The following is a 20953-nucleotide window of genomic DNA, read 5'->3' as shown; positions in this document are numbered from 1 at the left end:
TGCCTAGTAAAAAAAAAATAATTACATTTAGCCGATGTTAAAAAATGTGCTATTCTAAATGATCTTAAAAAAACTGTTTTGGGTTTTTAAACGTCACCCAATTTTATATATTACCCGCTTTAAATTACTGTCTAAAAATGTAGAGATTAGTGATGTAAGTGCTTGTACCTATAATAAAACTAACAGAAAGGAAGATATCCCTGCTTATTATAAAGAAATCAATGAATCTATCTTTAAAGATTCTACACCAGAATCTGATTTGAGTTTAATTCAAAAACTGAGTGTTTGGCTACAGAATAATATTAAAGGTGGGCCAGGATTAAGTGAGCCTTCAGAAAAGGCTTTACGAATAATGCTAGATGGAAAGGGAGGAGTGTGTAGTGATATGGCTCAGATTTTTAATAATTTTTGTGTTATTAATTCAATTAAAGTCAGAGAATGGGGAACTACAAGAGCACCTTTTAATACAGAGTATGGTGGACATTCTTTTAATGAGGTATTTAGTAAGGAACTAAATAAATGGGTACTTATTGATGTTTATAATGGTTTTACTTTTTTTAATGAAGAAAAAGTACCATTATCTGTTATTGAATTGTTTCAATTATCTCGAAATAAGAAAATAGTTCACTATAAATCGTTTAATGAGAATAAACCATTAGAAGAAGATAGTGTTTATAGAAATTACTTAAATAAAGATACAGTTCCTTTTTTAATTTGTAATTATAATAATAAAACATACGATGTGTTTTTAAAATATACACGTCCTTATATTCCTGTTTTTATAACACACTTTGTTTTGTTTATTTTTAGAAAAAGTTATCATTACCGCTTTCCATTAGATAATTATAAAATTATTTTTTCTTAACTCTAAAGTTAATCTATAATTATTTACACGACTTCTTTTATTTTAAAACCTGACTGCATAAATTGAAAACCAATATTACTTATATCAGCGCTGTTGGTTTTCATGCCGCTCTAGGTATTTTGATTTATCTTAATGAAAGTATTTCTAAGCTATATTTTTTTGCGGCGGTTGTTTATTTTATCTACCGTATAGTAACTATAACTGATGATAAAAAAACCTATGAAGTCTTAAAGGCTTGCGCCTATTTTGTTGGTGCTGAGGTTTTTTTTAGAACTACTAAAGGTTCTATATCCTATGAAGCTGGTAAATACTTTGTGATACTTTTTGTGTTGATGGGGATATTTTATAAAGGGATTTCAGGGAAGGGCTATCCTTATTTTATTTATCTTATGTTTTTAGTACCTTCTATTTTTGTAGCTTCTACGACTTTGAGTTTTGATGCTAATTTTAGAACTAATATCGCTTTTGTATTAAGTGGTCCTGTTTGTTTGGGTTTGTCTGCATTGTTTTGTTATGATAAACGAGTTAGTAATAGTCAGTTGTCTCAGATACTTCTTTTCATGGTATTGCCTATTATAGCTCATACAGCTTATATTTATTTATATGTTCCCGATTTAAAAGAGGTGCTCTCCAGTACGGCATCTAATCGATCTGCATCAGGTGGTTGGGGAGCAAATCAAGTGTCTGCAGCTTTAGGTTTAGGTATGTTTTTAACTGCTATAAGGCTTTTTACAAAGTCACCTAACCTAGGATTAAAAATTTTAAATGCCATTATTCTTGGCTTAATTTCTTTTAGAGCCGTTACTACCATGAGTCGTGGAGGTGTTATTACAGCTCTAATGGCAATCATTATATTTTTATTTTATTATTATCGACAGTCTCGTGTTAGAAAACGAAATGAATTGATTGCTATGTTTGGGTTATTTTGTTTGAGTTTGATATTCACTTGGGTGATTAGTATTGATCAATCTGGAGGTTTAGTGAGTTTACGCTATTCGAATAAAGATCATTTAGGAAGAGAAAAAGCAAGTCTATCAACAGGACGAGCCGAGTTATTTGAACATGAATTAGACGGTTTTATTAATAATCCTTTTTTTGGAATTGGTTCAAGCCGAGCCAAAGATCAGCGAATAGAACTAGAAGGACAAGGGGTAACCTCACATAGTGAATTTAGTAGGACTTTAGCAGAGCATGGTATGCTTGGAGTGATTATTCTTTTGATTCTAGTGTTTAAGCCTTTAGAAATGCGATCAAGAAACCGAAGTAATTATTATTTTTATGCTTTTTTAGCTTTTTGGTTTTTGACCATAAATCATATGTCTATGCGAATAGCTATGCCTGCATTTGTATACGGCTTAGCCTTATTAAATGTTAAAAATGAAAAGAATCCTGTACGTAGGAAACAACTTAAAGAACAACAAGTCTAATATTTCTGGAATTCAAATACTTGGTGCTCTACTAGAGAAAGAAGGCTATATAATGCATTATACGTCCTCTAAAACCAATAAGATAATTCGGTTGTTAGATATGGTAAGGTCGTGTGTTACATTATCTAATAATATAGACATAGTTTTAATTGACACTTACAGTACTCAGAATTTTTATTTTGCTCTTATTATTAGTCAATTATGTAGTTTATTAAAAATAAAATACATTCCAATTTTACATGGAGGTAATCTCCCATCAAGATTAAAAAACAGTCCAAAATTAAGTGCTCTAATCTTTAAAAAAGCAGTACATAATATTTCTCCTTCAGCGTATTTAAAACAAGAATTCGAATTATTTGGCTATGATAATATTGTTCATATTCCTAATACGATTCAAATAAATGATTATCCTTTTAAGAGTAAAACTTATGCTAGTCCTAAATTGTTATGGGTACGTTCGTTTTCAAAAATCTATAACCCTAAACTAGCGGTTCACGTATTTAATGAAGTAAAAAAGCACTATCCAGAAGCTATGTTATGTATGGTTGGTCCAGATGCTGATGGTACTTTAAAAGACGTTAAACAGTTAGCGGATGATCTAAATTTAGAGATTGAATTTACGGGGAAATTGACAAAAAAAGAGTGGATTTCAGTTTCAGAAAAATATAACATATTTATTAATACAACTAATTTAGATAACACACCAGTGAGCGTAATTGAAGCTATGGCTCTTGGATTACCTGTGGTTTCTACAAACGTCGGTGGTATGCCTTTTTTAATTTCGGATACTATAGATGGTTTATTGGTAGAGCCTCAGGATGCTAGAGCAATGGTTGGTAAAATTTTGGAACTAATATCAGATGTTCAGCTCAGAGAAAAACTGATAGCTAATGCACGTGCAAAAAGCGAAAATTTTGCATGGACGGCAGTAAAACCAAAATGGGATTCCATTTTGTCTTAAATTAATGTTAATAATCATTTGGACTTGTTATATTTACACCCAGTTTTATACATGTAATGACGAATAAAAAAGGTATTCATTTTGAAATTTCTGAACGTAAGATTCTACTTAGAATTTTAGACTTACTTATGGTTTTCGTAGGTGTCTATTGTCTAAGTCTTTATTTCGATTTTGAATATATTGAAGTCAGTATTGCTAATAGCGTAGCTCTAATTTTGCTAGGTGTATATGTCACTGTTTTTGGGACTATTTTTGAGTTGTACGATTTACAAAAAGCGAGTAATCTTGAAGCTACATTTAAAAATGTTGTAATTACAGCTTCTACAGTTGTTCTATTTTATCTGTTAACACCAGTTTTGTCACCATATCTTCCTGTAGAGCGTATGCAGATTGTATATCTTTACGTAACTATAATTATTTTTATACTTTTATGGAGACTCATTTATATTAATTTAATTGAATCTCCTCGCTTTTACAAACGTGTACTTTTAGTTGGTGAAATTTCTAATATTGAAGAATTAATAAAATCATTAAACACTTCAGATCCAAATTATAAAATCGTTGGTTTTGTTAACAGTCACGTATCTTCATCAGATACTATAAAACCTAAGGATCTTCCAGAATTTGAAGCTAAAGATTTTTTAGCAACAATTAAAGACAAAAAAATATCCGAAATTTTAGTCGCAAGTTTAAATACCGAATCAATAACTCCCGAGGTATATCACGATTTAATGTTATTGTTAAAGCGTGGTTTTAAAATAAGAGATTATACTCAGGTTTATGAAGAGTTGCTAAGGAAAGTGCCTATTCAATTTGTTGGTAAAGAGTTCTATAAATATTTTCCTTTTAGTCGTAGTAATGAAAATAAGCTTTATATGTTCTTTCAGCGAGCCTTTGATATGATCTTTGCTGTGATTGGTTTGTTAATAGGTGTCCTTCTATTGCCTTTAATTTTATTAGGAAATGCAATAGGTAATAAAGGTCCTTTGTTTTATACTCAGGAGCGTGTTGGAAAAAACAGTGAACTATTTCAGATTCTTAAGCTTAGAACTATGGTTGTTAATGCTGAAGCTGATGGAGTAAAATGGGCTCAAAAAAATGATACAAGAATTACAGCATTTGGTATGTTTTTAAGACGTTCTCGTCTAGATGAAATTCCACAATTCTTTAATGTAATTAAAGGTGAAATGAGCATTATTGGACCACGTCCAGAACGTCCTTTCTTTGTAGATGAGTTAGCTCGTGTAATTCCATACTATGAAACAAGACATATCATAAATCCGGGTTTAACAGGTTGGGCACAAGTTAGTACACGATACGGTTCTTCTGTAGATGATAGCCTTACTAAACTTCAATACGATTTGTACTACATTAAGCACAGAAGCATATTCTTAGATTTTAGTATTTTTATAAAAACATTAAGCACTATTTTATATTATAGAGGCCAGTAATTAGATACTTTTTTTATCCTGATTGAAGAATTTTAGAATAAAAATATATCTAATAAACAGTGCTATAAGCAATGGAATTAATCCAATAGCAAATACTTGTACTCCAATTATCCAATGCATAGACATTAGACAGAGCATAATAATTATAAATTTCAAATAGCTCTTAAACCAATTTTTTACTTCGGGTTTTACTAATTGCCCTATTATAAGAATATTAAGAGGAAAAGCCCAAAGTAAGTTATAGTTTTGAGCGGTTGTAGAATGATCAGTCGCAAACCATAAAAATAAAACAAGCAGACCAATTAGACCTGTTATTCCAAAAAGGGTGATGTCTAACCATTGTGTTCTAGTATGGTTTTTATAATCTTTGTAAGTTATAAATAAAATGATTATTCCTAATAAGCTCATTATAGCTAGTGGACTAAAAATAAAATTTGAAGCACTATTAGTTTCTTTTTTCTGATATAATGTAGTTGATTTTTTTACTAAACGTTCCGTACCATTTAAAGTCGCATCTTCAAAAAACGAATTGATATAATGTGGTAAAAACATATGTTCAGAAGCAGTCGCTTTTCTATCAATAACAGAACCTAATGCAATGTCAATCCCAAAACTTCCCCATGTATTCAAACCAACATGATCATGGATAAGAGACCTAAAGGTTTTAGGTTGAAAATTTTCAGGTAGCTTAAAATCAATTTCACGATTTATGGAGCTTATGGTAACGTCTCTAATTCGTGTTGCACAGTTATCATAGAAAAAATCGTATAGATAACGCCTGTTTTCAGGCTTATAATTATTTTCTAAATAGTTGAATAGTTTTTGTTTCTCTGTAGGTGTAATATTTAAAACTTGTTGATCTACAGTACGATTATAGCGGACATAATAATTATAGAAATCTGAAAAGTTGTTTTTACTAATAAGATAGTTTAACTTTCCTTGAGCAAATTTTAAATAGAAGTTAGGAGCATCAAAATCGTATTCTCCATAACCGTAAACGATATCGATACCTAACGTGTTATCTTTTATTCTAAATCCGTTATGACCAAAAGCATCATTTAAAGAATTTCCAGGACCAACGGTTAAAACAGATATTTGAGCATTGTTAGAAAGCTTAAATTGCTGAGCGAAGGCAGAAACAATAGTAAATAAGAAAACAAAAAAGGATAGTTTTAATTTCATTAGGATGGTTATCTATCTAAAAATGCTAAAATCTACTTTTAAAGAAAACACATTAGAATATAAGGCGGCACTTTGATCCCCAATATCGGTAAAGGCGTAATCGATTTGAATACCTTTATATTTAAAACCAACTCCAAAATTAGGTTGAAATGAGACTTGTTCAGAATCATCCAATTGTATTTCATTTTGAAAATTACCGACTCCAGCTCTTAAGAATACCAAGTCTGTATAACCAAATTCAAATCCTAACGCAGGATTAATACTTGCAAAAGACGTTGATATAATATCGTTATTCTCTGCAAAACGCATGTTTAAATTTGCAGCAGCTAATAATGAATAATCATAATGGAATATCCATTTTTTAGACAATCCAAATTGCAGTTTTGGGATCGTTATTTCAGTGCTTTCAGGTAATTCTTGGTTTTCACCATCGACAGCTCCACTTATTTGTTCAAACTTTTCTTCGTCAATAGACCAGGCGTTATAGGTCGTTGTAATGTCTCTTGCCATTAAACCAAACTTCCAATTGTTTTTACCTTCAAATTGAATACCAGCATCAAAACCAAAACCCCATGAAGACGCGAAATCTCCAATAATTCGACGAATAATTTTGGCATTAACTCCAAAGTTTAAACCATCTAAGGGTAATTTTTTAGCAAAAGAAAAGGTTAAACCATAATCTGCAGTAGAAAACGTACTTATACGATCGTAATTTATATTGCCTTGGTCGTCTATTAATTGTGTCGTGTCTAAAATATCATCAACACCAAATCGTATAAGCGATATGCCTAAAGCACTATCATTATCAAGAGGCATTGCGTATGCGATGTAGTTATAGTTGGCAATGTTAGCAAAATAGCTGGAGTGCATTAATGACATCTCGTTATCTTCAAGATGTACTAATCCGGCAGGATTCCAATAACCCGAATTAACATCGGCAGTTTGCGATACAACAGCATTACTCATACCTAAAGCAGCAGCATCAACACCAATATTCATAAATTCATTAGAATATTTTCGTGTCGTTTGCGCTGAAGCGATTAGTCCAGTAAGTGTTAAGAGAATTACCAAGTAATTTTTCAACAACAAATTTTTTTTACAAAGATGCATAATATTTTTCTATCTATTTAACTCTAAAACTATGTTCTTATTGTTTTCTTTTACTTCAATTTTAAAAAATATAAGATTAGACGCAAATACTTTTATATTTTTACAAAAATTAATTCTATGAGTTTCAAAAGACACATTCCTAATATTGTTACGCTTCTTAACTTGTTTTCTGGGTGTATAGCTGTGATTTTTGCAGTAAATGGTGACTTTATTGCTGCTGCAATTTTTGTGTTTTTAGGTATATTTTTTGATTTTTTTGATGGGCTTTTGGCTCGTAAATTAAATGTACAAAGCCCATTAGGTATTCAGCTAGATTCTTTAGCAGATTTGGTTACAAGTGGAGTAGTGCCTGGTATAATTATGTTTAAGCTTATAGCAGATGCTACAAATTCTCCAGATCTTGGAGTTAATGCAGAAAGTTGGAATACTGTTTTTCATTGGGAACAACTCAAATTACCAGTTCTGCCTCTAATTGGTTTACTTATTACTTTAGCTTCTGCATATCGCTTAGCGAAGTTTAATATAGATGAAGACCAACAGACTTATTTTAAAGGTTTACCTGTACCAGCAAATACACTTGTAATACTTTCTTTACCACTAATTTTAGAGTATCAGAATAGTGACCTTATGAATTCTATAATTTATAACCAATGGTTTTTAATCGGTTTAACACTTTTAAGCTGTTACCTTTTAAATTCTAACATTAAGTTATTTGCTTTGAAATTTAAAAATTGGGGTTTTAAAGATAATGCGATACGTTATATTTTTCTTATAATTAGTGTGGTGCTTCTTATTGTGCTTCAATTTGCAGCTATACCACTTGTTATAGCGTTTTATGTACTATTATCTTTAGTGTCAAGGTCTAAAATTTAAATTTTTCATTTCATATTTTCATAACAAAATTATAACTAATGGCTTCAGGATTTTTTGCATTACTAGATGATATAGCAGCTATAATGGACGATGTTGCTGCAATGACTAAAATAACGACTAAAAAAACGGCTGGTATTTTAGGAGATGATTTAGCTGTAAATGCAGAAAAAGCCTCAGGATTTGTCTCTTCTAGGGAAATTCCAGTGCTTTGGGCTATTACTAAAGGTTCTATGCTTAATAAGTTAATAATTTTGCCTTTAGCATTTTTAATGAGTGCATTTATTCCTTGGGCAGTTATTGTTGTTTTAGTTTTAGGAGGTTTGTATTTGGCTTATGAAGGAGCTGAAAAAATCTATGAATTTTTCGTGCCACATCCAAAAGAAGAGACTGTAGAGCTTAAAAAAGATTTTACAGAGGAAGAATTATTAGATTTAGAAAAAGCAAAAATTAAATCGGCTGTAGTTACAGATTTTATTCTATCTGTAGAAATTGTAATAATAGCATTAGGATCGGTTGTTGGAGAACCATTATTAACCCAGATTATTGTAGTTTCCGTCGTTGCTTTAATCGCTACAATTGGTGTTTATGGTATTGTTGCCATAATTGTTAGAATGGATGATTTTGGTTTAAAACTAATTGGAAAAAGTAAAAATAAGACTGGTATTTTGTTCAACACTGGAACGCTTTTGGTTAATGCTTTACCAGTTATAATTAAAAGTTTATCTGTTATTGGTACTATAGCTTTGTTATTGGTTGCTGGCGGAATTTTTGTTCATAATATTGAATTTCTACATCATTTCTTAGAACAGATTCCTTCTATTTTAAGAGATTTTATAGTAGGACTTGCAGCTGGTATTTGCTGTTTGCTTATCGTTAATGGTATTAAGAGTCTTCTTCCTAAGAAATCGGTAAAGCATTAAAAATCAGTGCCTATATTTGGTTTCTTTAACTATTATAGTTTATGTTTGTATATAGTTAGTCCTTAGGTGACTACGAGAACTATTATAAATTAAGAACATGAGTTTGTTCTAAAGACCAACTGTAATAATGAATAGGATTAAACTTAAATATTTCATCACTATTTTCTTCGTCCTAATGGTGATTCAGTTTTTAATTGGACTAGCAGATGTTTTATTGTCTCAATCTCACAATGAATTATCATCAATTTCAGGAATACTAATAACTTTATTCAGTTTTCCTATAAGTTTAATAAATAGTAATTTACCTTTTTTCGCTCAAGAAGAACTCTATATGTTGGGTATATATTGGATTATTAATGTAATTATACAAGCCATCGTTGTATATGTAATAATCTTAATAATTAAAAAAATAAGACAGAGTAATTAGATTAAAACTCGAGCTTCTTCTTACGAAGTTCAAAATTTTGACCAAGATAAACCTTACGCACCATTTCGTCACTAGCTAATTCTTCAGGTTTTCCAGCTTTTAAAATTGTTCCTTCAAACATTAAATAGGTTCTATCTGTAATTGCTAAAGTTTCTTGAACGTTGTGGTCTGTAATAAGAATACCAATATTCTTTTTGGTTAATTTAGCAATAATACGCTGAATATCTTCTACAGCAACGGGATCTACACCTGCAAATGGTTCATCTAATAAAATAAAATTAGGATCTGTTGCTAAGGCTCTTGCTATTTCGGTTCTACGGCGTTCTCCTCCAGATAATAAATCTCCACGACTTTTTCTAATGTGACCCAGACCAAACTCTTCAATAAGTGATTCCATTTTATTGAGTTGCTCTTTCTTACTTAATTTAGTAAGCTGTAAAACACTAAGAATATTATCTTCGATACTTAATTTTCTAAAAACAGACGGTTCTTGAGCCAAATAACCAATACCGTTTTGAGCACGTTTGTACATTGGGTATTTAGTAATGTTAGTATCATCTAAAAAAATGTTTCCACCGTTAGGTTTAATAATACCAACAATCATGTAAAACGATGTGGTTTTACCAGCACCATTAGGACCCAATAAACCAACAATCTCTCCTTGGTTAACTTCTAATGAGACATCTTTTACTACTTTTCGTCCACCGTAGGACTTCATTAAATGTTCTGCTCGTAACTTCATATATCGTCTAATAACGCTAAATTTAACAAAATCATATACATTCTATTCTGTTTAGCAATCATTTATTAAAAGTTTAACCTTGTAATTATAAGTCTGGATTTGTATTGTGCTCTTCTATAGCATCCCAATATTCATGTGCGCGACGCAAATGCGGAATCACAATAGTACCACCAACTAGAGTAGCAATACCAAGAGCTTCACTTATTTCTTCTTTAGTTATACCTTCGTTATAAGAGGCTTCTAAATGGTATTTAACACAATCATCGCAACGTAAAACCGTTGAAGCCACTAAGCCTAAAAGTTCTTTCGTTTTTTTGTCTAAAGCTCCTGCTTGAAAAGCGTTAGTATCGAGATTAAAAATACGCTTAACCACTTTATTATTATCAGCTAAAATTTTACCATTCATTTTAACGCGATAATCATTAAATTCTTTTACACTATCAGACATAATTTAGGACTTGTTTGTTGATTTTTTATTTTCCCTTGTAGTTTTTCGAGTCTGATTTCTAACCACAACGGCAGAAATATAAATACTCACTTGGTACAATAATAGTATAGGTATAGCTACAATAACCTGACTCGCAATATCTGGTGGTGTAATAATCGCAGATAAAATAAGAACGATAACTAAGGCGAATTTTCTATACTTTTTAAGAAATTGAGGAGTTACTAAGCCTACTTTGGTTAGAAAGTAAACGATGATAGGTAATTCAAACACGAAGCCAGAAGCAATTGAAGACGTTCGGACAAGTGCAATAACATCACTAATATCAAATTCATTTAAAATTTGATCACTAATCTGATAATTAGCCAAGAAATTTAAGGATAATGGTGTTACTATATAATAGCCAAACAACACACCTATAAAGAATAATAATGATGCAATAATAATGAAACCTCTAGAGTTTTTGCGTTCACTAGCTTTTAATCCAGGACTTATAAAACTCCATAATTGATAAAGAACATATGGAAAAGATATTATAAAACCAGCATAAATAGACGTCCATATATGTGCCGAAAACTGACCAGCAACCGTTCTGTTCTGAATTATAAATGGAAATTCTTGTGCACAAAATGTGGTGTCAGACATGCCTAAAAATTGCGACATTTTACAAAGACCTTCGTAAGTTGGGAAGGTCATATGTGTTGGGCCAAAAATGATAACATCAAAAATAAATCTCTTAAAAATAAAGGCTAAAGTGGCTGCGATTGCAATACTAATTGTTGCTCTAACTAAATGCCATCTTAATACTTCGAGATGATCTAAAAAAGACATCTCATCCAATTGCTTATTTGCCATTATATTATACCTTCTTTTATTAAATCGTGAAGATGAACCACTCCAGAATATTTACCATCATGCTCTACTAATAATTGAGAAATACCAAACTCTTCCATAAGTTCTTTTGCCTCAACAGCCATGGCTTCTTCAGAAATACGTCTAGGGTTTTTACTCATGATGTCTTTTGCTTTCAAACTCATAAAGTCGTCACTTTTACTTAGCATACGCCTTAAATCCCCATCTGTAATAATACCTACAATTTGGTCATTATCCACAACAGCAGTAACTCCTAACATCTTTTCCGTAATTTCTACAATAACTTCTTTTAAAGATGTTTCTAAAGCAACTTGAGGTTTCTGGTTTTGAGAAGATAAATCATTCACTCGTAAATAAAGTCGCTTACCAAGCGCACCTCCTGGATGATATTTTGCAAAATCTTTGCTCGAAAACCCACGTAATTCTAATAAACAAACCGCCAAAGCATCTCCCATAACTAATTGTGCCGTGGTACTTGTTGTTGGTGCTAAATTATTAGGACACGCTTCATGAGTTACAAAAGTGTTCAAAATAAAATCGGCTTGTTGCCCTAAAAACGATTCTATATTACCCGTTATAGCAATCATTTTATTATTTGCATTCTTAATAAGTGGTACTAAAACTTTTATTTCTGGTGTATTTCCGCTTTTAGAAATGCATATTACAACATCGTCTTCAAGCATTAATCCAAGGTCTCCATGGATGGCATCTGCGGCATGCATAAAAACTGCAGGAGTACCTGTAGAATTTAAAGTGGCAACGATTTTGTTAGCAATAATGGCACTTTTGCCTATTCCTGTGATTATAACACGACCTTTAGAATTGTAAATTAATTCTACGGCATCAGCAAAATCATCAGTAAGTAATTCCGATAAATGAGCTATCGCTTTACTTTCTAATTTTATGGTAGATGTAGCAGTTTTTAAAATTGATTGCTTACTGTTCAAAACTTATTTTTTATTAGGTTTTCTAGGTATAAAGATTTTGTTATCTTTAAACTTGTTGCAAATGTATATAAAATACCAATAGGGATTAATGAGTATTGCAGAAATTGACTTACACTCCGCATTAAAAAAGCACTTTGGATTTTCAGAATTCAAGGGGCTTCAAGAAGAAGTAATAAAGAACGTCGTAGCTGGTAATAACACTTTTGTTATTATGCCAACTGGTGGTGGAAAATCTTTATGTTATCAACTACCAGCTTTAATTAAAGAAGGTACTGCTATTGTAGTATCTCCACTTATTGCTTTGATGAAAAATCAAGTAGATGCCATAAGAGCCGTATCCGATTACGAAGGTGTTGCACACGTTTTAAATTCTTCTTTAAATAAAACAGAAGTAAAACGTGTTAAAGATGATATTACTAATGGTGTTACAAAACTATTATATGTAGCTCCTGAATCTTTAACTAAAGAAGAATATGTAGACTTTCTAAGAACAGTCAAAATTTCCTTTATGGCTGTAGATGAAGCCCATTGTATCAGTGAATGGGGACATGACTTTAGACCAGAGTACAGAAATCTTAAAACGATTATAAAACGTATAGGAGACGATATTCCTATTGTTGGATTAACAGCAACAGCAACTCCAAAAGTTCAGGAAGATATCCTGAAAAGTTTGGGAATGCCAAAAGCAGTGACATTTAAGGATTCTTTTAATAGACCTAATCTATATTATGAAGTACGCCCAAAAACTAAAAATGTAGATGCAGATATTATTCGTTTTGTAAAACAGAACGATGGAAAATCAGGTATTATATATTGTTTAAGTAGAAAACGTGTGGAGTCTTTAGCACAAGTCCTTCAAGTAAATGGTATAAAAGCAGTGCCTTATCATGCAGGTTTAGATGCGAAAACCCGAGTAAAACATCAAGATATGTTCTTAATGGAAGATACAGATGTTGTGGTGGCAACTATTGCCTTTGGTATGGGAATAGATAAACCCGATGTGCGATTTGTAATTCATCATGACATTCCTAAAAGTATAGAAAGTTATTACCAAGAAACGGGTCGTGCGGGTCGAGATGGAGGAGAAGGGCATTGTTTAGCCTATTATGCTTATAAAGATATAGAGAAGCTTGAGAAGTTTATGGCAGGAAAGCCTGTAGCAGAGCAAGAAATTGGTCATGCTTTACTTCAAGAGGTCGTTGCTTTTTCTGAAACTTCTGTATCTAGACGTAAATTTATTCTTCATTATTTTGGAGAAGAATTTGACAACGAAACTGGTGATGGTGGCGATATGGATGATAATGTTAGGCATCCTAAAAAACAAGTTGAAGCGCAAGAGGATGTTAAAATTCTTTTAGAAACAGTTAGAAAGACGAATGAAAAATATAAAGCAAAAGATTTAGTACAAGTACTTGTAGGAAACTCTAATGCACTGATTTCGTCACATAAAACAGACTTACAAGACCACTTTGGAGTAGGTAAAGACAAAGATCCGAGATATTGGATGGCGTTAATCCGTCAAGTTCTAGTTGCACGTTACTTAAAGAAGGATATTGAAACTTACGGAGTTTTAAGATTAAGTGACAGTGGTGCAGATTTTATAAGTAAACCATCATCTTTTATGATGGCAGAAGATCATGTTTTTGATGAGGATTCTAACGATAGTATTATAACCAATGCTAAAGGAGGAGGCGCCGTTGCAGATGAAAAATTAATGGGAATGCTTAAAGATTTGCGTAAACGCAATGCTAAAAAACTTGGTGTCCCTCCATTTGTAATTTTTCAAGACCCTTCATTAGAAGATATGTCTTTAAAATATCCTGTTTCTATTGAAGAATTATCTAATGTACATGGAGTAGGTGAAAGTAAAGCTAAAAAATATGGTAAAGATTTTATTGGATTAATCGCAGACTATGTAGAGGATAACGATATTTTACGACCAGAGGATATGATTGTAAAATCTACAGGAACAAACTCTGCCATAAAATTATACATCATTCAAAATGTAGATAGAAAATTACCTTTAACTGATATTGCTTCTTCTAAAGGCATGGAGATGCCAGCCTTTATAAAGGAAATGGAATCTATTGTGTTTTCAGGTACGAAGCTAAATATTAATTATTGGATAGATGATCTTTTGGATGAAGACCAACAAGAAGAAATACATGATTACTTTATGGAGTCTGAAAGTGATAAAATAGACGAAGCTATCGAAGAATTTGATGGAGACTATGATGACGAAGAGTTGCGTTTATATCGAATTAAATTTATGAGTGAAGTAGCGAATTAGTATTTATAAACAGTCAATTGAGTTTATTTATAATAGTTCTGTTAATTATATTATTGCCTTTTTATATTTGGGTAATAGGATTCATAAATGCCGCGTTTTTTATTCCGTTTTTTAAAGCAGATGAAGCTAATGATTTTTTAGAAGCTTATGGCTATGAGTTTGTAAAGTTTGAGGAAATAAAAAATGACGGTCGTTACAGATTAGAGGAAAACTTTTTCAATAAATGGTATTCCTCTAAGACGTATTATGAGATTACTGCAGTGTCTATTTTAGATCATTCAGAGAAAAAAATTAGACTAATTCTAAAGAAAACATATATTCCATTGCTTTCTAAGCGAACGTTATATTTTTTTGAATAGTTGCAGAATTTATTCCTCTTCATCAGAAGCATCAATAATATTATACTTGCTAAATAATAGATCGTGTTTCTTCACTTTAATTTGAACACTTTTAAGTGTCGCACTCTCTAATAATTTCACATCACTTTCTTCAATTTGAAAATCAATCTTAGTAATATGTCTTCCTTTTATATCTGAGCTATCAGATTCAAATTCGGGCATATCAGATTCTAATTTTAATTTAAAATTATCACCATTAAAGAAAAGTTGTGCTCCATTTTTAGATTTCACATTGAGCTCACCCACAATAACAGTTTGGAAAAAGTGGTAACCACCTAATTCATTTAAACCAGCAAAAAGCACATTGGTTTCAGAAACACCATAAGGTTTGTTTTCAACATCAGTAATAATAGCCTCAACAGAGTCGCCAGATTTATTCCCTGAAGTTTTTGAGCCAAAGAGTTTTGATAAAAATGCCATGTAATTTTTTTTCAAAACTAACCTTATTAATTTAAAACTCAAATTTTTTAATTTCAGTAAGTGGTTAATAATAAACACTTCGTTTCAATTTTAACTTCAATGGAACTTTCTTATCTTTGCACCTTCAAACAAAAGAAAACACAATGCAAGACGGTTTATACGCAAAATTTAACACCTCAAAAGGTGAAATATTAGTAAACTTAGAGTTCGAGAAAACTCCGGGAACAGTTGGTAACTTCGTAGCTTTAGCAGAAGGAAATCTAGAAAATTCGGTGAAGCCTCAAGGTACTCCTTATTATAATGGATTAAAATTTCATAGAGTTATTCCAGATTTTATGATCCAAGGTGGTTGTCCACAAGGTACAGGAACTGGAGATCCTGGATACAAATTTGACGATGAATTTCATCCTGATTTAAAACATGACGGTCCTGGTGTATTAGCTATGGCAAATTCTGGTCCTGGATCTAATGGAAGTCAGTTTTACATTACACACATTGCAACAGATTGGTTAGATAATAAGCACACTGTCTTTGGAAAAGTTGTAAAAGGACAAGATATTGTAGATGCTATTGCTCAAGGTGATACTATTGAAAGTTTAGAAATAGTAAGACAGGGTGATGCTGCAGAAAAATTTAATGCTGTTGAAGCTTTTAGAACATTCGAAGGATCTCGTGAAAAGCGTATCGCTGCAGAACGTGATGCTGCAAGAGCAGAATTAGATAAATTAGCTGTTGGTTTTGAAGAAACTGCCTCTGGTTTACGTTACCAAATTATCCAAAAAGGTGAAGGTAAAAAAGCAGAAAAAGGAAATACAGTATCAGTACACTACAAAGGTCAATTGGCAGACGGAACTGTTTTTGATTCGTCTTACAAAAGAAATTCTCCTTTAGATTTTCAAGTTGGAGTAGGTCAAGTAATTTCTGGATGGGATGAAGGTATTTGTTTACTTAACGTTGGTGATAAAGCACGTTTAGTTATACCTAGCGATTTAGGATACGGATCTGCAGGTGCAGGTGGCGTAATCCCGCCAAATGCAACACTGATATTTGATGTTGAATTAATGGATGTAAAATAATTAGACCACTCAATTTTAATACAATAGTAAAAGAAAGTCTCACTTAATTGTGGGATTTTTTTTTGCTTTATATTTTTAGAATATTATTTTTATTTAGAATCTTTCTATTCTTTTAAGTTATGATAATTGTCATGAGATAATTTGTTAATATTTTATTACTTTGTAATACAATTGATTAAACCTACTTAATGCTTAGTATAAAAAACACCGAATTAAATAATGAAGTGCTCAAAGAAATAAATTACAGTTTTGGTAATATTTTTATATTTGATGGTTTTGTTGTTTCAGAAATAAATGAAGGTGTTAGTTTTTCATGGGAAGAGCACGCTAAAAAAATTACTGAGGATGTCTCTGAATTTGCAAAGTCTAAAGGAGATGACTTGGTATTGATATCGCATCGAATTCATTCTTATTCTGTAAAACCTACAGGTTGGCTTCAGTTTTTTAGAAGTCGGTTAAACTTAAAAGGTTATTGTATTGTTTGTTATACTGGTGCAGGTTTAGCAAATACAGTTATTGAAAAACTCTTTTTTAAGAAGAGAATAAGACACTTTTCTACTATTGAAAGTGCTGTGCAATGGGCAACTAGTTTCGAGTTAGTTGAGGTTGAAGGTGAGCTAAATTAAAAATATGAATTTATAGCTACTGCACATTATTTTTAATATTATTAGGTAATTACACTTCCCTTAATTATTCAACTTATGTATTTTTACTCCTGTAACTATGATCTTTTGATCATAAAAGAAAGGTGATTTTAAGCTTTCTTAAGCGCAACACTTAATTGCTTTCCAAAGATAGCTGTAATACCAGCAGCCAAACCACCAACAATGGCACTCACTAACATTAATACATAAGGATTGCCACTTAAAGGTAGAAGCACAGCAATACGTTTGGCTAAAGTAAAATCGTTTGCACTACTTAAAAAATAACTAAGTACAAACCAAAATATAACAATAGCTAAAAAAGGAACAAAAAATACTGCTGCTTTTTTTAGCGAAATAAATAATGATGTGGCTAAAGCGGCAGTCATCACAGACCACCAAGGTAGAAATAATGAGAGTACATATGCTAAAACAATTGTGGCTATAAAATTGATGATATTTTTAGTCATTACTTACTTGGTGTTAAGATTTGTGTTCCAATAATAGCTTCGGTTGCAGTATTGCTTTGTAAAAAATTAAGCTCGTGGTATTCGCTTGCAGCCCAATCATCTATGAAATTATCGTAATATTTACTTCCAGGATTTCCAGATTGTCCTCCGGGATAAATACCTAAAGCTGTTGGAGGTGAAGTCATTTCTACAATCATTCGCCAAGAAGGACCCCAGTTTTCTGATGTCGCATTCACAATATTTTTTCCTCCTCCAATAGGAATATCAAACCGAGAAAAAGCAGGTAAGGCTTGTAATAAATGGCCTGCATATGTAGCTTTATAGTTCACCCAATTAAGGTTGCCATTTGTTGTTTTCCATGCGTTCAGTTTTAGAACTGCTTTACTAAAACTCAACTTAAATAAATCTTTTGCGGTTTCTTTTTCGGGTGTGTCAATGATATCCATAAAATCATCGTCGCCATTATTTTTCAAAAGATAGATGGTTTGATATGTGAAAGGTGCATCAATAGCTGTGTCTTTAACATCAAATTCATCCCAAACCAAATCATATAAAATACCATACCAAGCGCTCCATAAACTTGGACCAATTTCTTCCATATCATTATTGTATTGCCATGCTTTAGCGATGTTGTAAAGTTCTTTTTCCTCAGAGGTTAAGTTAGAAATATCCATAGTTTCTAACATATATGGCATTAATTCTGATGCTTTAAGGTTAAAATTGTTATTATGTAAATCCTTAAAATCTTGAACGCTAAATTTCTCTTTAGAATTAAAGAATTCATTTATTACGCGGTTTCTGTAAGTTTCATAACCATCATTAAATACGTAGTACGGATAAGCTTCGTCAACCGGAGTTTGATTTGCAGAACTTACAAAACCACGTTCAGGGTTTAAAGTATGTGCATTATAAGCTTGTGGAATAAAACTTTGCCAATCGTTTTCAGATTTGCTGCCATCCATTACAAATTTTCCTTGACCTTCCCATTTATTAGGAAACAAGCCTTGAATCCATATGGCAATATCTCCTTCAGTTGAGGCAAACACAAAATTTTGAGCAGGTGCTACCCAATTCTTTAACGCTGCAGTATAATCATTGTAATTTTTGGCTTTATTCATTTCGGTAAATGTTTTTTGACCATTACCAGGAATATGACCTGTCCATTGCATGGCATAACCTGCTAATTCTTGATCCGACTTAAAGTTTTTGTCGTAAACAACAGGACCATGATGTGTATAAAGCACCGAATCTATATATGTTTCTTTACCTTTTATTTTTATCTCTTCAATTCTTATGGATACATTTTTCCATTGGTTATCAAATTTATATTGCGTTCTATCAGTATTAAATTCAACTTTATACCAGTCAATCACATCTCTTGTGGCATTTGTTTCTCCCCAAGAAATATGTTGGTTAAAACCAGAAATAACGGCTAAAGCTCCAGGTAAGGTGGCGCCAAATGCATTATGATTTGGTGTACTTAATTGCATTACAAACCAAATAGAAGGTAAGTTGAGTCCTAAATGCGGATCGTTTGCAAGAATAGGATGTCCTGAGGTTGATTTTTCACCAGAAACAGCCCAGTTATTACTGCCATAATTAGGGTCTGGTTTATCGATAGTTTCAGAAATAGAATCTAAAACGGGCTGACTATTTGGTGTTGGAGTTTGTGGTACATCAATATAACTCCAATCGTTATTTTTTGGGATGATTGGATCTGTAATATCGAAGAAATCGGGAAATAATAAATCGAAACGGTCTTTTCCAAATAAACGTAAAGCATTGGTGTTTTCTATGTCTTCGTCACCACCAGCTAACATTTTGGTCATATACATTAATAGTAAGGCTGTTTTTTTAATGGTCCATGCTTCGGGTTTATAGTCTAGTAATTTATACTCAACAGGATAATCTTTAGGATCTAATTGATTAATATAACTGTTAACACCATCTGCGTAAGCTTGAGCAATAGCCGTTGTTTCTTTATCTTCAGACATTTTTTTAACGGTTTGTTCTGCTCCATAACCCATGCCTCGACGGCGTTCTTGTCTGTCGTAACTTAAGGCTGCTTCTCCTATAATTTCAGAAAGTCGTCCTGCTGCTGCAAAAGTCTGAAATTCCATTTGCCAAAGTCTGTGCTTTGCAGTGATGTAGCCTTGTGCTCGATAAAGATCTAAATCGTTTTGAGCAAATACATGCGGAATTAACTCTGCATCATAATGAACTGTAACTTTGTCTTTTAATCCTGGAATTGTGATATCTCCTTTAATTGATTCGTCAGTTTCATTTTGCCAGACGCCAGAATAAGGATTTAAAAATTTTCCGATTGGAGGAATAGATCCAAATTTGGTGTTAAGAGCGTAGAAAATACCTACAGTTAGTATAAAGGATAGTATCAGTTTGAAATACTTCATAAAGTAGAATTATAAGATGTCTTAAAAATACCGAATTATATGTGGAAGTTGAAAACGAATGTCACTAATTCTTTGCATCTTTCGGTGTTATCAAGAAAAATTCACAGATGTAAAAATAAAGAATACCTTAAAAATAAAGCATTAAAATGGTATTTTAGGACTAAATACTGAGTAAAACAACGAATTTTATAAAAACTACCGCAGCACTAATTTTTTTACCACTTCTTTTCTAAGCGATTCATTTAGCATTTTTATAATTTTTTCTATACCATAACTTAATTCTTCACGCAGTACACTAGAGCTAAGTTGTACATAAAGGGTGTCGTGTTTTAACTCAATAGCAGTGGTATAATTATTCACGCCATTTCCCATTAAATTTGCCCAAGCTTCTCTAACATCTACTTTATCTAAGCCAGATTGTAGATTGTTTTTTTGTACAAATTCTTTTAAAATATCTTGTATAGGTTGATTGTCGTTATTTCGTTTTGCCATGGTAGTTGCCGCTAAAACGGTATTTTTTTAAATTATTCTAAATCAATTTTTATTGATGTATAGCGTTTGTAAAGATAAATGTTATCGCTCTCATTAATAATACGAAGTTGATTTTCTGTAGCCTCTAAAACAGTTTCTTTCCAATTTGCGTATGGTGTAGAATAGTAGATGTTTAACTGGTTATCTTCAATTTTTAATTCAAGCGCTTCAGCATCTCCAGTTGAAAAATAGGTGTCGTTAAGACCTGGTTTTAGTTTTTTTCTAAAGCCTTTTAAGCTATCATTTATACCTATATAATCTACGATTTCATTGATTTTGTATTCTTTTTTACTGCCATCTGCCATAGTTACTTCTTCAATTTCCCAATAACCGTCTAAATGTTTAATGTAGGTTTCAGGATTCTTAGAGCAGCTCACCATACTAAATAGTAATAAAGCGAAAATAACCGATTTTAACTTTGAAAGATGACCACGACTGCCAGAAAAAGGGAGTCTTGCAATACTATTATTATTTATATATGTTGTTTTCATGT

General features: G+C 31.9%; 22 protein-coding genes. 11 read left to right on the top strand and 11 right to left on the bottom strand.

Annotation, left to right across the window (positions count from 1 at the left end; translation table 11 throughout):
* Positions 1–58: 58 nt before the first annotated feature.
* From HM981_RS07340 to HM981_RS07325, 4 genes are all read left to right on the top strand, one after another.
* Positions 59–865 carry a transglutaminase domain-containing protein gene (locus HM981_RS07340; RefSeq protein WP_179338022.1) on the top strand — a complete coding sequence of 269 codons (807 nt, stop codon included), beginning with the start codon at positions 59–61 and terminating at the stop codon, positions 863–865.
* A gap of 62 nt (positions 866–927) precedes the next feature.
* Positions 928–2292 carry an O-antigen ligase family protein gene (locus tag HM981_RS07335; RefSeq protein WP_179338020.1) on the top strand — a complete coding sequence of 455 codons (1365 nt, stop codon included), beginning with the start codon at positions 928–930 and terminating at the stop codon, positions 2290–2292.
* Positions 2243–3253 (top strand): glycosyltransferase family 4 protein, encoded by a 1011-nt coding sequence (locus HM981_RS07330; RefSeq protein ID WP_179338018.1) that lies wholly within the window; start codon positions 2243–2245, stop codon positions 3251–3253. The genes HM981_RS07335 and HM981_RS07330 overlap by 50 nt, the downstream gene beginning before the upstream one ends.
* Before the next feature lie 56 nt (positions 3254–3309).
* Positions 3310–4704: an exopolysaccharide biosynthesis polyprenyl glycosylphosphotransferase gene (locus tag HM981_RS07325; RefSeq protein ID WP_179338016.1), complete on the top strand. Its 1395-nt coding sequence runs from the start codon at positions 3310–3312 to the stop codon at positions 4702–4704.
* On the opposite strand, the gene HM981_RS07320 is transcribed toward HM981_RS07325, so the two are convergent.
* Both HM981_RS07320 and HM981_RS07315 read right to left on the bottom strand, forming a co-directional pair.
* Positions 4705–5886: a lipoprotein N-acyltransferase Lnb domain-containing protein gene (locus HM981_RS07320; RefSeq protein ID WP_179338006.1), complete on the bottom strand. Its 1182-nt coding sequence runs from the start codon at positions 5884–5886 to the stop codon at positions 4705–4707.
* Between the two features lie 12 nt (positions 5887–5898).
* Positions 5899–6969 carry a putative type IX sorting system protein PorV2 gene (locus HM981_RS07315; protein ID WP_179338004.1) on the bottom strand — a complete coding sequence of 357 codons (1071 nt, stop codon included), beginning with the start codon at positions 6967–6969 and terminating at the stop codon, positions 5899–5901.
* Positions 6970–7113: 144 nt separating this feature from the next.
* On the opposite strand from HM981_RS07315, the gene HM981_RS07310 reads away from it, so the two are divergent.
* The 3 genes from HM981_RS07310 to HM981_RS07300 all read left to right on the top strand — a co-directional run bounded on the left by HM981_RS07310 (position 7114) and on the right by HM981_RS07300 (position 9216).
* Entirely contained in the window at positions 7114–7869 is a 756-nt protein-coding gene (locus HM981_RS07310) for a CDP-alcohol phosphatidyltransferase family protein (RefSeq protein WP_179338002.1), read from the top strand.
* A gap of 38 nt (positions 7870–7907) precedes the next feature.
* Complete coding sequence (locus HM981_RS07305) at positions 7908–8789, top strand: DUF808 domain-containing protein (protein ID WP_179338000.1); 882 nt, start codon at positions 7908–7910, stop codon at positions 8787–8789.
* A gap of 127 nt (positions 8790–8916) precedes the next feature.
* Entirely contained in the window at positions 8917–9216 is a 300-nt protein-coding gene (locus tag HM981_RS07300) for a hypothetical protein (RefSeq protein ID WP_179337998.1), read from the top strand.
* A gap of 1 nt (position 9217) precedes the next feature.
* Here HM981_RS07300 and lptB read toward each other — a convergent pair whose 3' ends face one another.
* The 4 genes from lptB to HM981_RS07280 form a co-directional block, all read right to left on the bottom strand.
* Entirely contained in the window at positions 9218–9958 is a 741-nt protein-coding gene (lptB, locus tag HM981_RS07295; protein WP_179337996.1) for an LPS export ABC transporter ATP-binding protein, read from the bottom strand.
* Positions 9959–10043: 85 nt separating this feature from the next.
* Positions 10044–10406 carry a carboxymuconolactone decarboxylase family protein gene (locus HM981_RS07290; RefSeq protein WP_179337994.1) on the bottom strand — a complete coding sequence of 121 codons (363 nt, stop codon included), beginning with the start codon at positions 10404–10406 and terminating at the stop codon, positions 10044–10046.
* A 3-nt stretch (positions 10407–10409) separates the two neighbouring features.
* Complete coding sequence (gene tatC / locus HM981_RS07285) at positions 10410–11258, bottom strand: twin-arginine translocase subunit TatC (RefSeq protein WP_179337992.1); 849 nt, start codon at positions 11256–11258, stop codon at positions 10410–10412.
* Positions 11258–12223: a KpsF/GutQ family sugar-phosphate isomerase gene (locus HM981_RS07280; RefSeq protein ID WP_179337990.1), complete on the bottom strand. Its 966-nt coding sequence runs from the start codon at positions 12221–12223 to the stop codon at positions 11258–11260. Before HM981_RS07280 ends, tatC begins: the two co-directional genes overlap by 1 nt.
* 88 nt (positions 12224–12311) lie before the next feature.
* Between HM981_RS07280 and HM981_RS07275 the strand changes: the two genes are divergently transcribed.
* Entirely contained in the window at positions 12312–14513 is a 2202-nt protein-coding gene (locus HM981_RS07275; RefSeq protein WP_179337988.1) for a RecQ family ATP-dependent DNA helicase, read from the top strand.
* Between the two features lie 17 nt (positions 14514–14530).
* On the top strand, positions 14531–14872 hold the full coding sequence (locus HM981_RS07270) for a hypothetical protein (protein ID WP_179337986.1): 342 nt from the start codon (positions 14531–14533) through the stop codon (positions 14870–14872).
* 9 nt (positions 14873–14881) lie between these two features.
* Here HM981_RS07270 and HM981_RS07265 read toward each other — a convergent pair whose 3' ends face one another.
* On the bottom strand, positions 14882–15331 hold the full coding sequence (locus tag HM981_RS07265; RefSeq protein WP_179337984.1) for a hypothetical protein: 450 nt from the start codon (positions 15329–15331) through the stop codon (positions 14882–14884).
* Positions 15332–15474: 143 nt separating this feature from the next.
* Here HM981_RS07265 and HM981_RS07260 point away from each other — a divergent pair, with 143 nt between their 5' ends.
* Both HM981_RS07260 and HM981_RS07255 read left to right on the top strand, forming a co-directional pair.
* Complete coding sequence (locus HM981_RS07260) at positions 15475–16407, top strand: peptidylprolyl isomerase (protein WP_179337982.1); 933 nt, start codon at positions 15475–15477, stop codon at positions 16405–16407.
* A gap of 188 nt (positions 16408–16595) precedes the next feature.
* Entirely contained in the window at positions 16596–17033 is a 438-nt protein-coding gene (locus tag HM981_RS07255) for a hypothetical protein (RefSeq protein ID WP_179337980.1), read from the top strand.
* Between the two features lie 128 nt (positions 17034–17161).
* On the opposite strand, the gene HM981_RS07250 is transcribed toward HM981_RS07255, so the two are convergent.
* The 4 genes from HM981_RS07250 to HM981_RS07235 all read right to left on the bottom strand — a co-directional run bounded on the left by HM981_RS07250 (position 17162) and on the right by HM981_RS07235 (position 20951).
* Entirely contained in the window at positions 17162–17518 is a 357-nt protein-coding gene (locus tag HM981_RS07250) for a hypothetical protein (protein WP_179337978.1), read from the bottom strand.
* The gene (locus HM981_RS07245; protein ID WP_179337976.1) at positions 17518–19929 is read right to left on the bottom strand and encodes a penicillin acylase family protein; all 2412 of its coding nucleotides are present in this window, start codon (positions 19927–19929) and stop codon (positions 17518–17520) included. The genes HM981_RS07250 and HM981_RS07245 overlap by 1 nt, the downstream gene beginning before the upstream one ends.
* A gap of 195 nt (positions 19930–20124) precedes the next feature.
* Positions 20125–20421, bottom strand: coding sequence for a DUF721 domain-containing protein (locus tag HM981_RS07240; protein ID WP_179337974.1), 297 nt, complete (start codon positions 20419–20421; stop codon positions 20125–20127).
* Between the two features lie 32 nt (positions 20422–20453).
* A complete protein-coding gene (locus HM981_RS07235) occupies positions 20454–20951 on the bottom strand; it encodes a lipocalin family protein (protein WP_246286176.1) in 498 nt (165 codons plus the stop codon).
* Positions 20952–20953 lie beyond the last annotated feature (2 nt).

The sequence above is a fragment of the Winogradskyella ludwigii genome (genome assembly GCF_013403985.1).
Classification (GTDB): Bacteria; Bacteroidota; Bacteroidia; order Flavobacteriales; family Flavobacteriaceae; genus Winogradskyella; species Winogradskyella ludwigii.
Note: the sequence above shows the minus strand (reverse complement) of the source record. Positions and strands in the feature narration are given on the sequence as shown.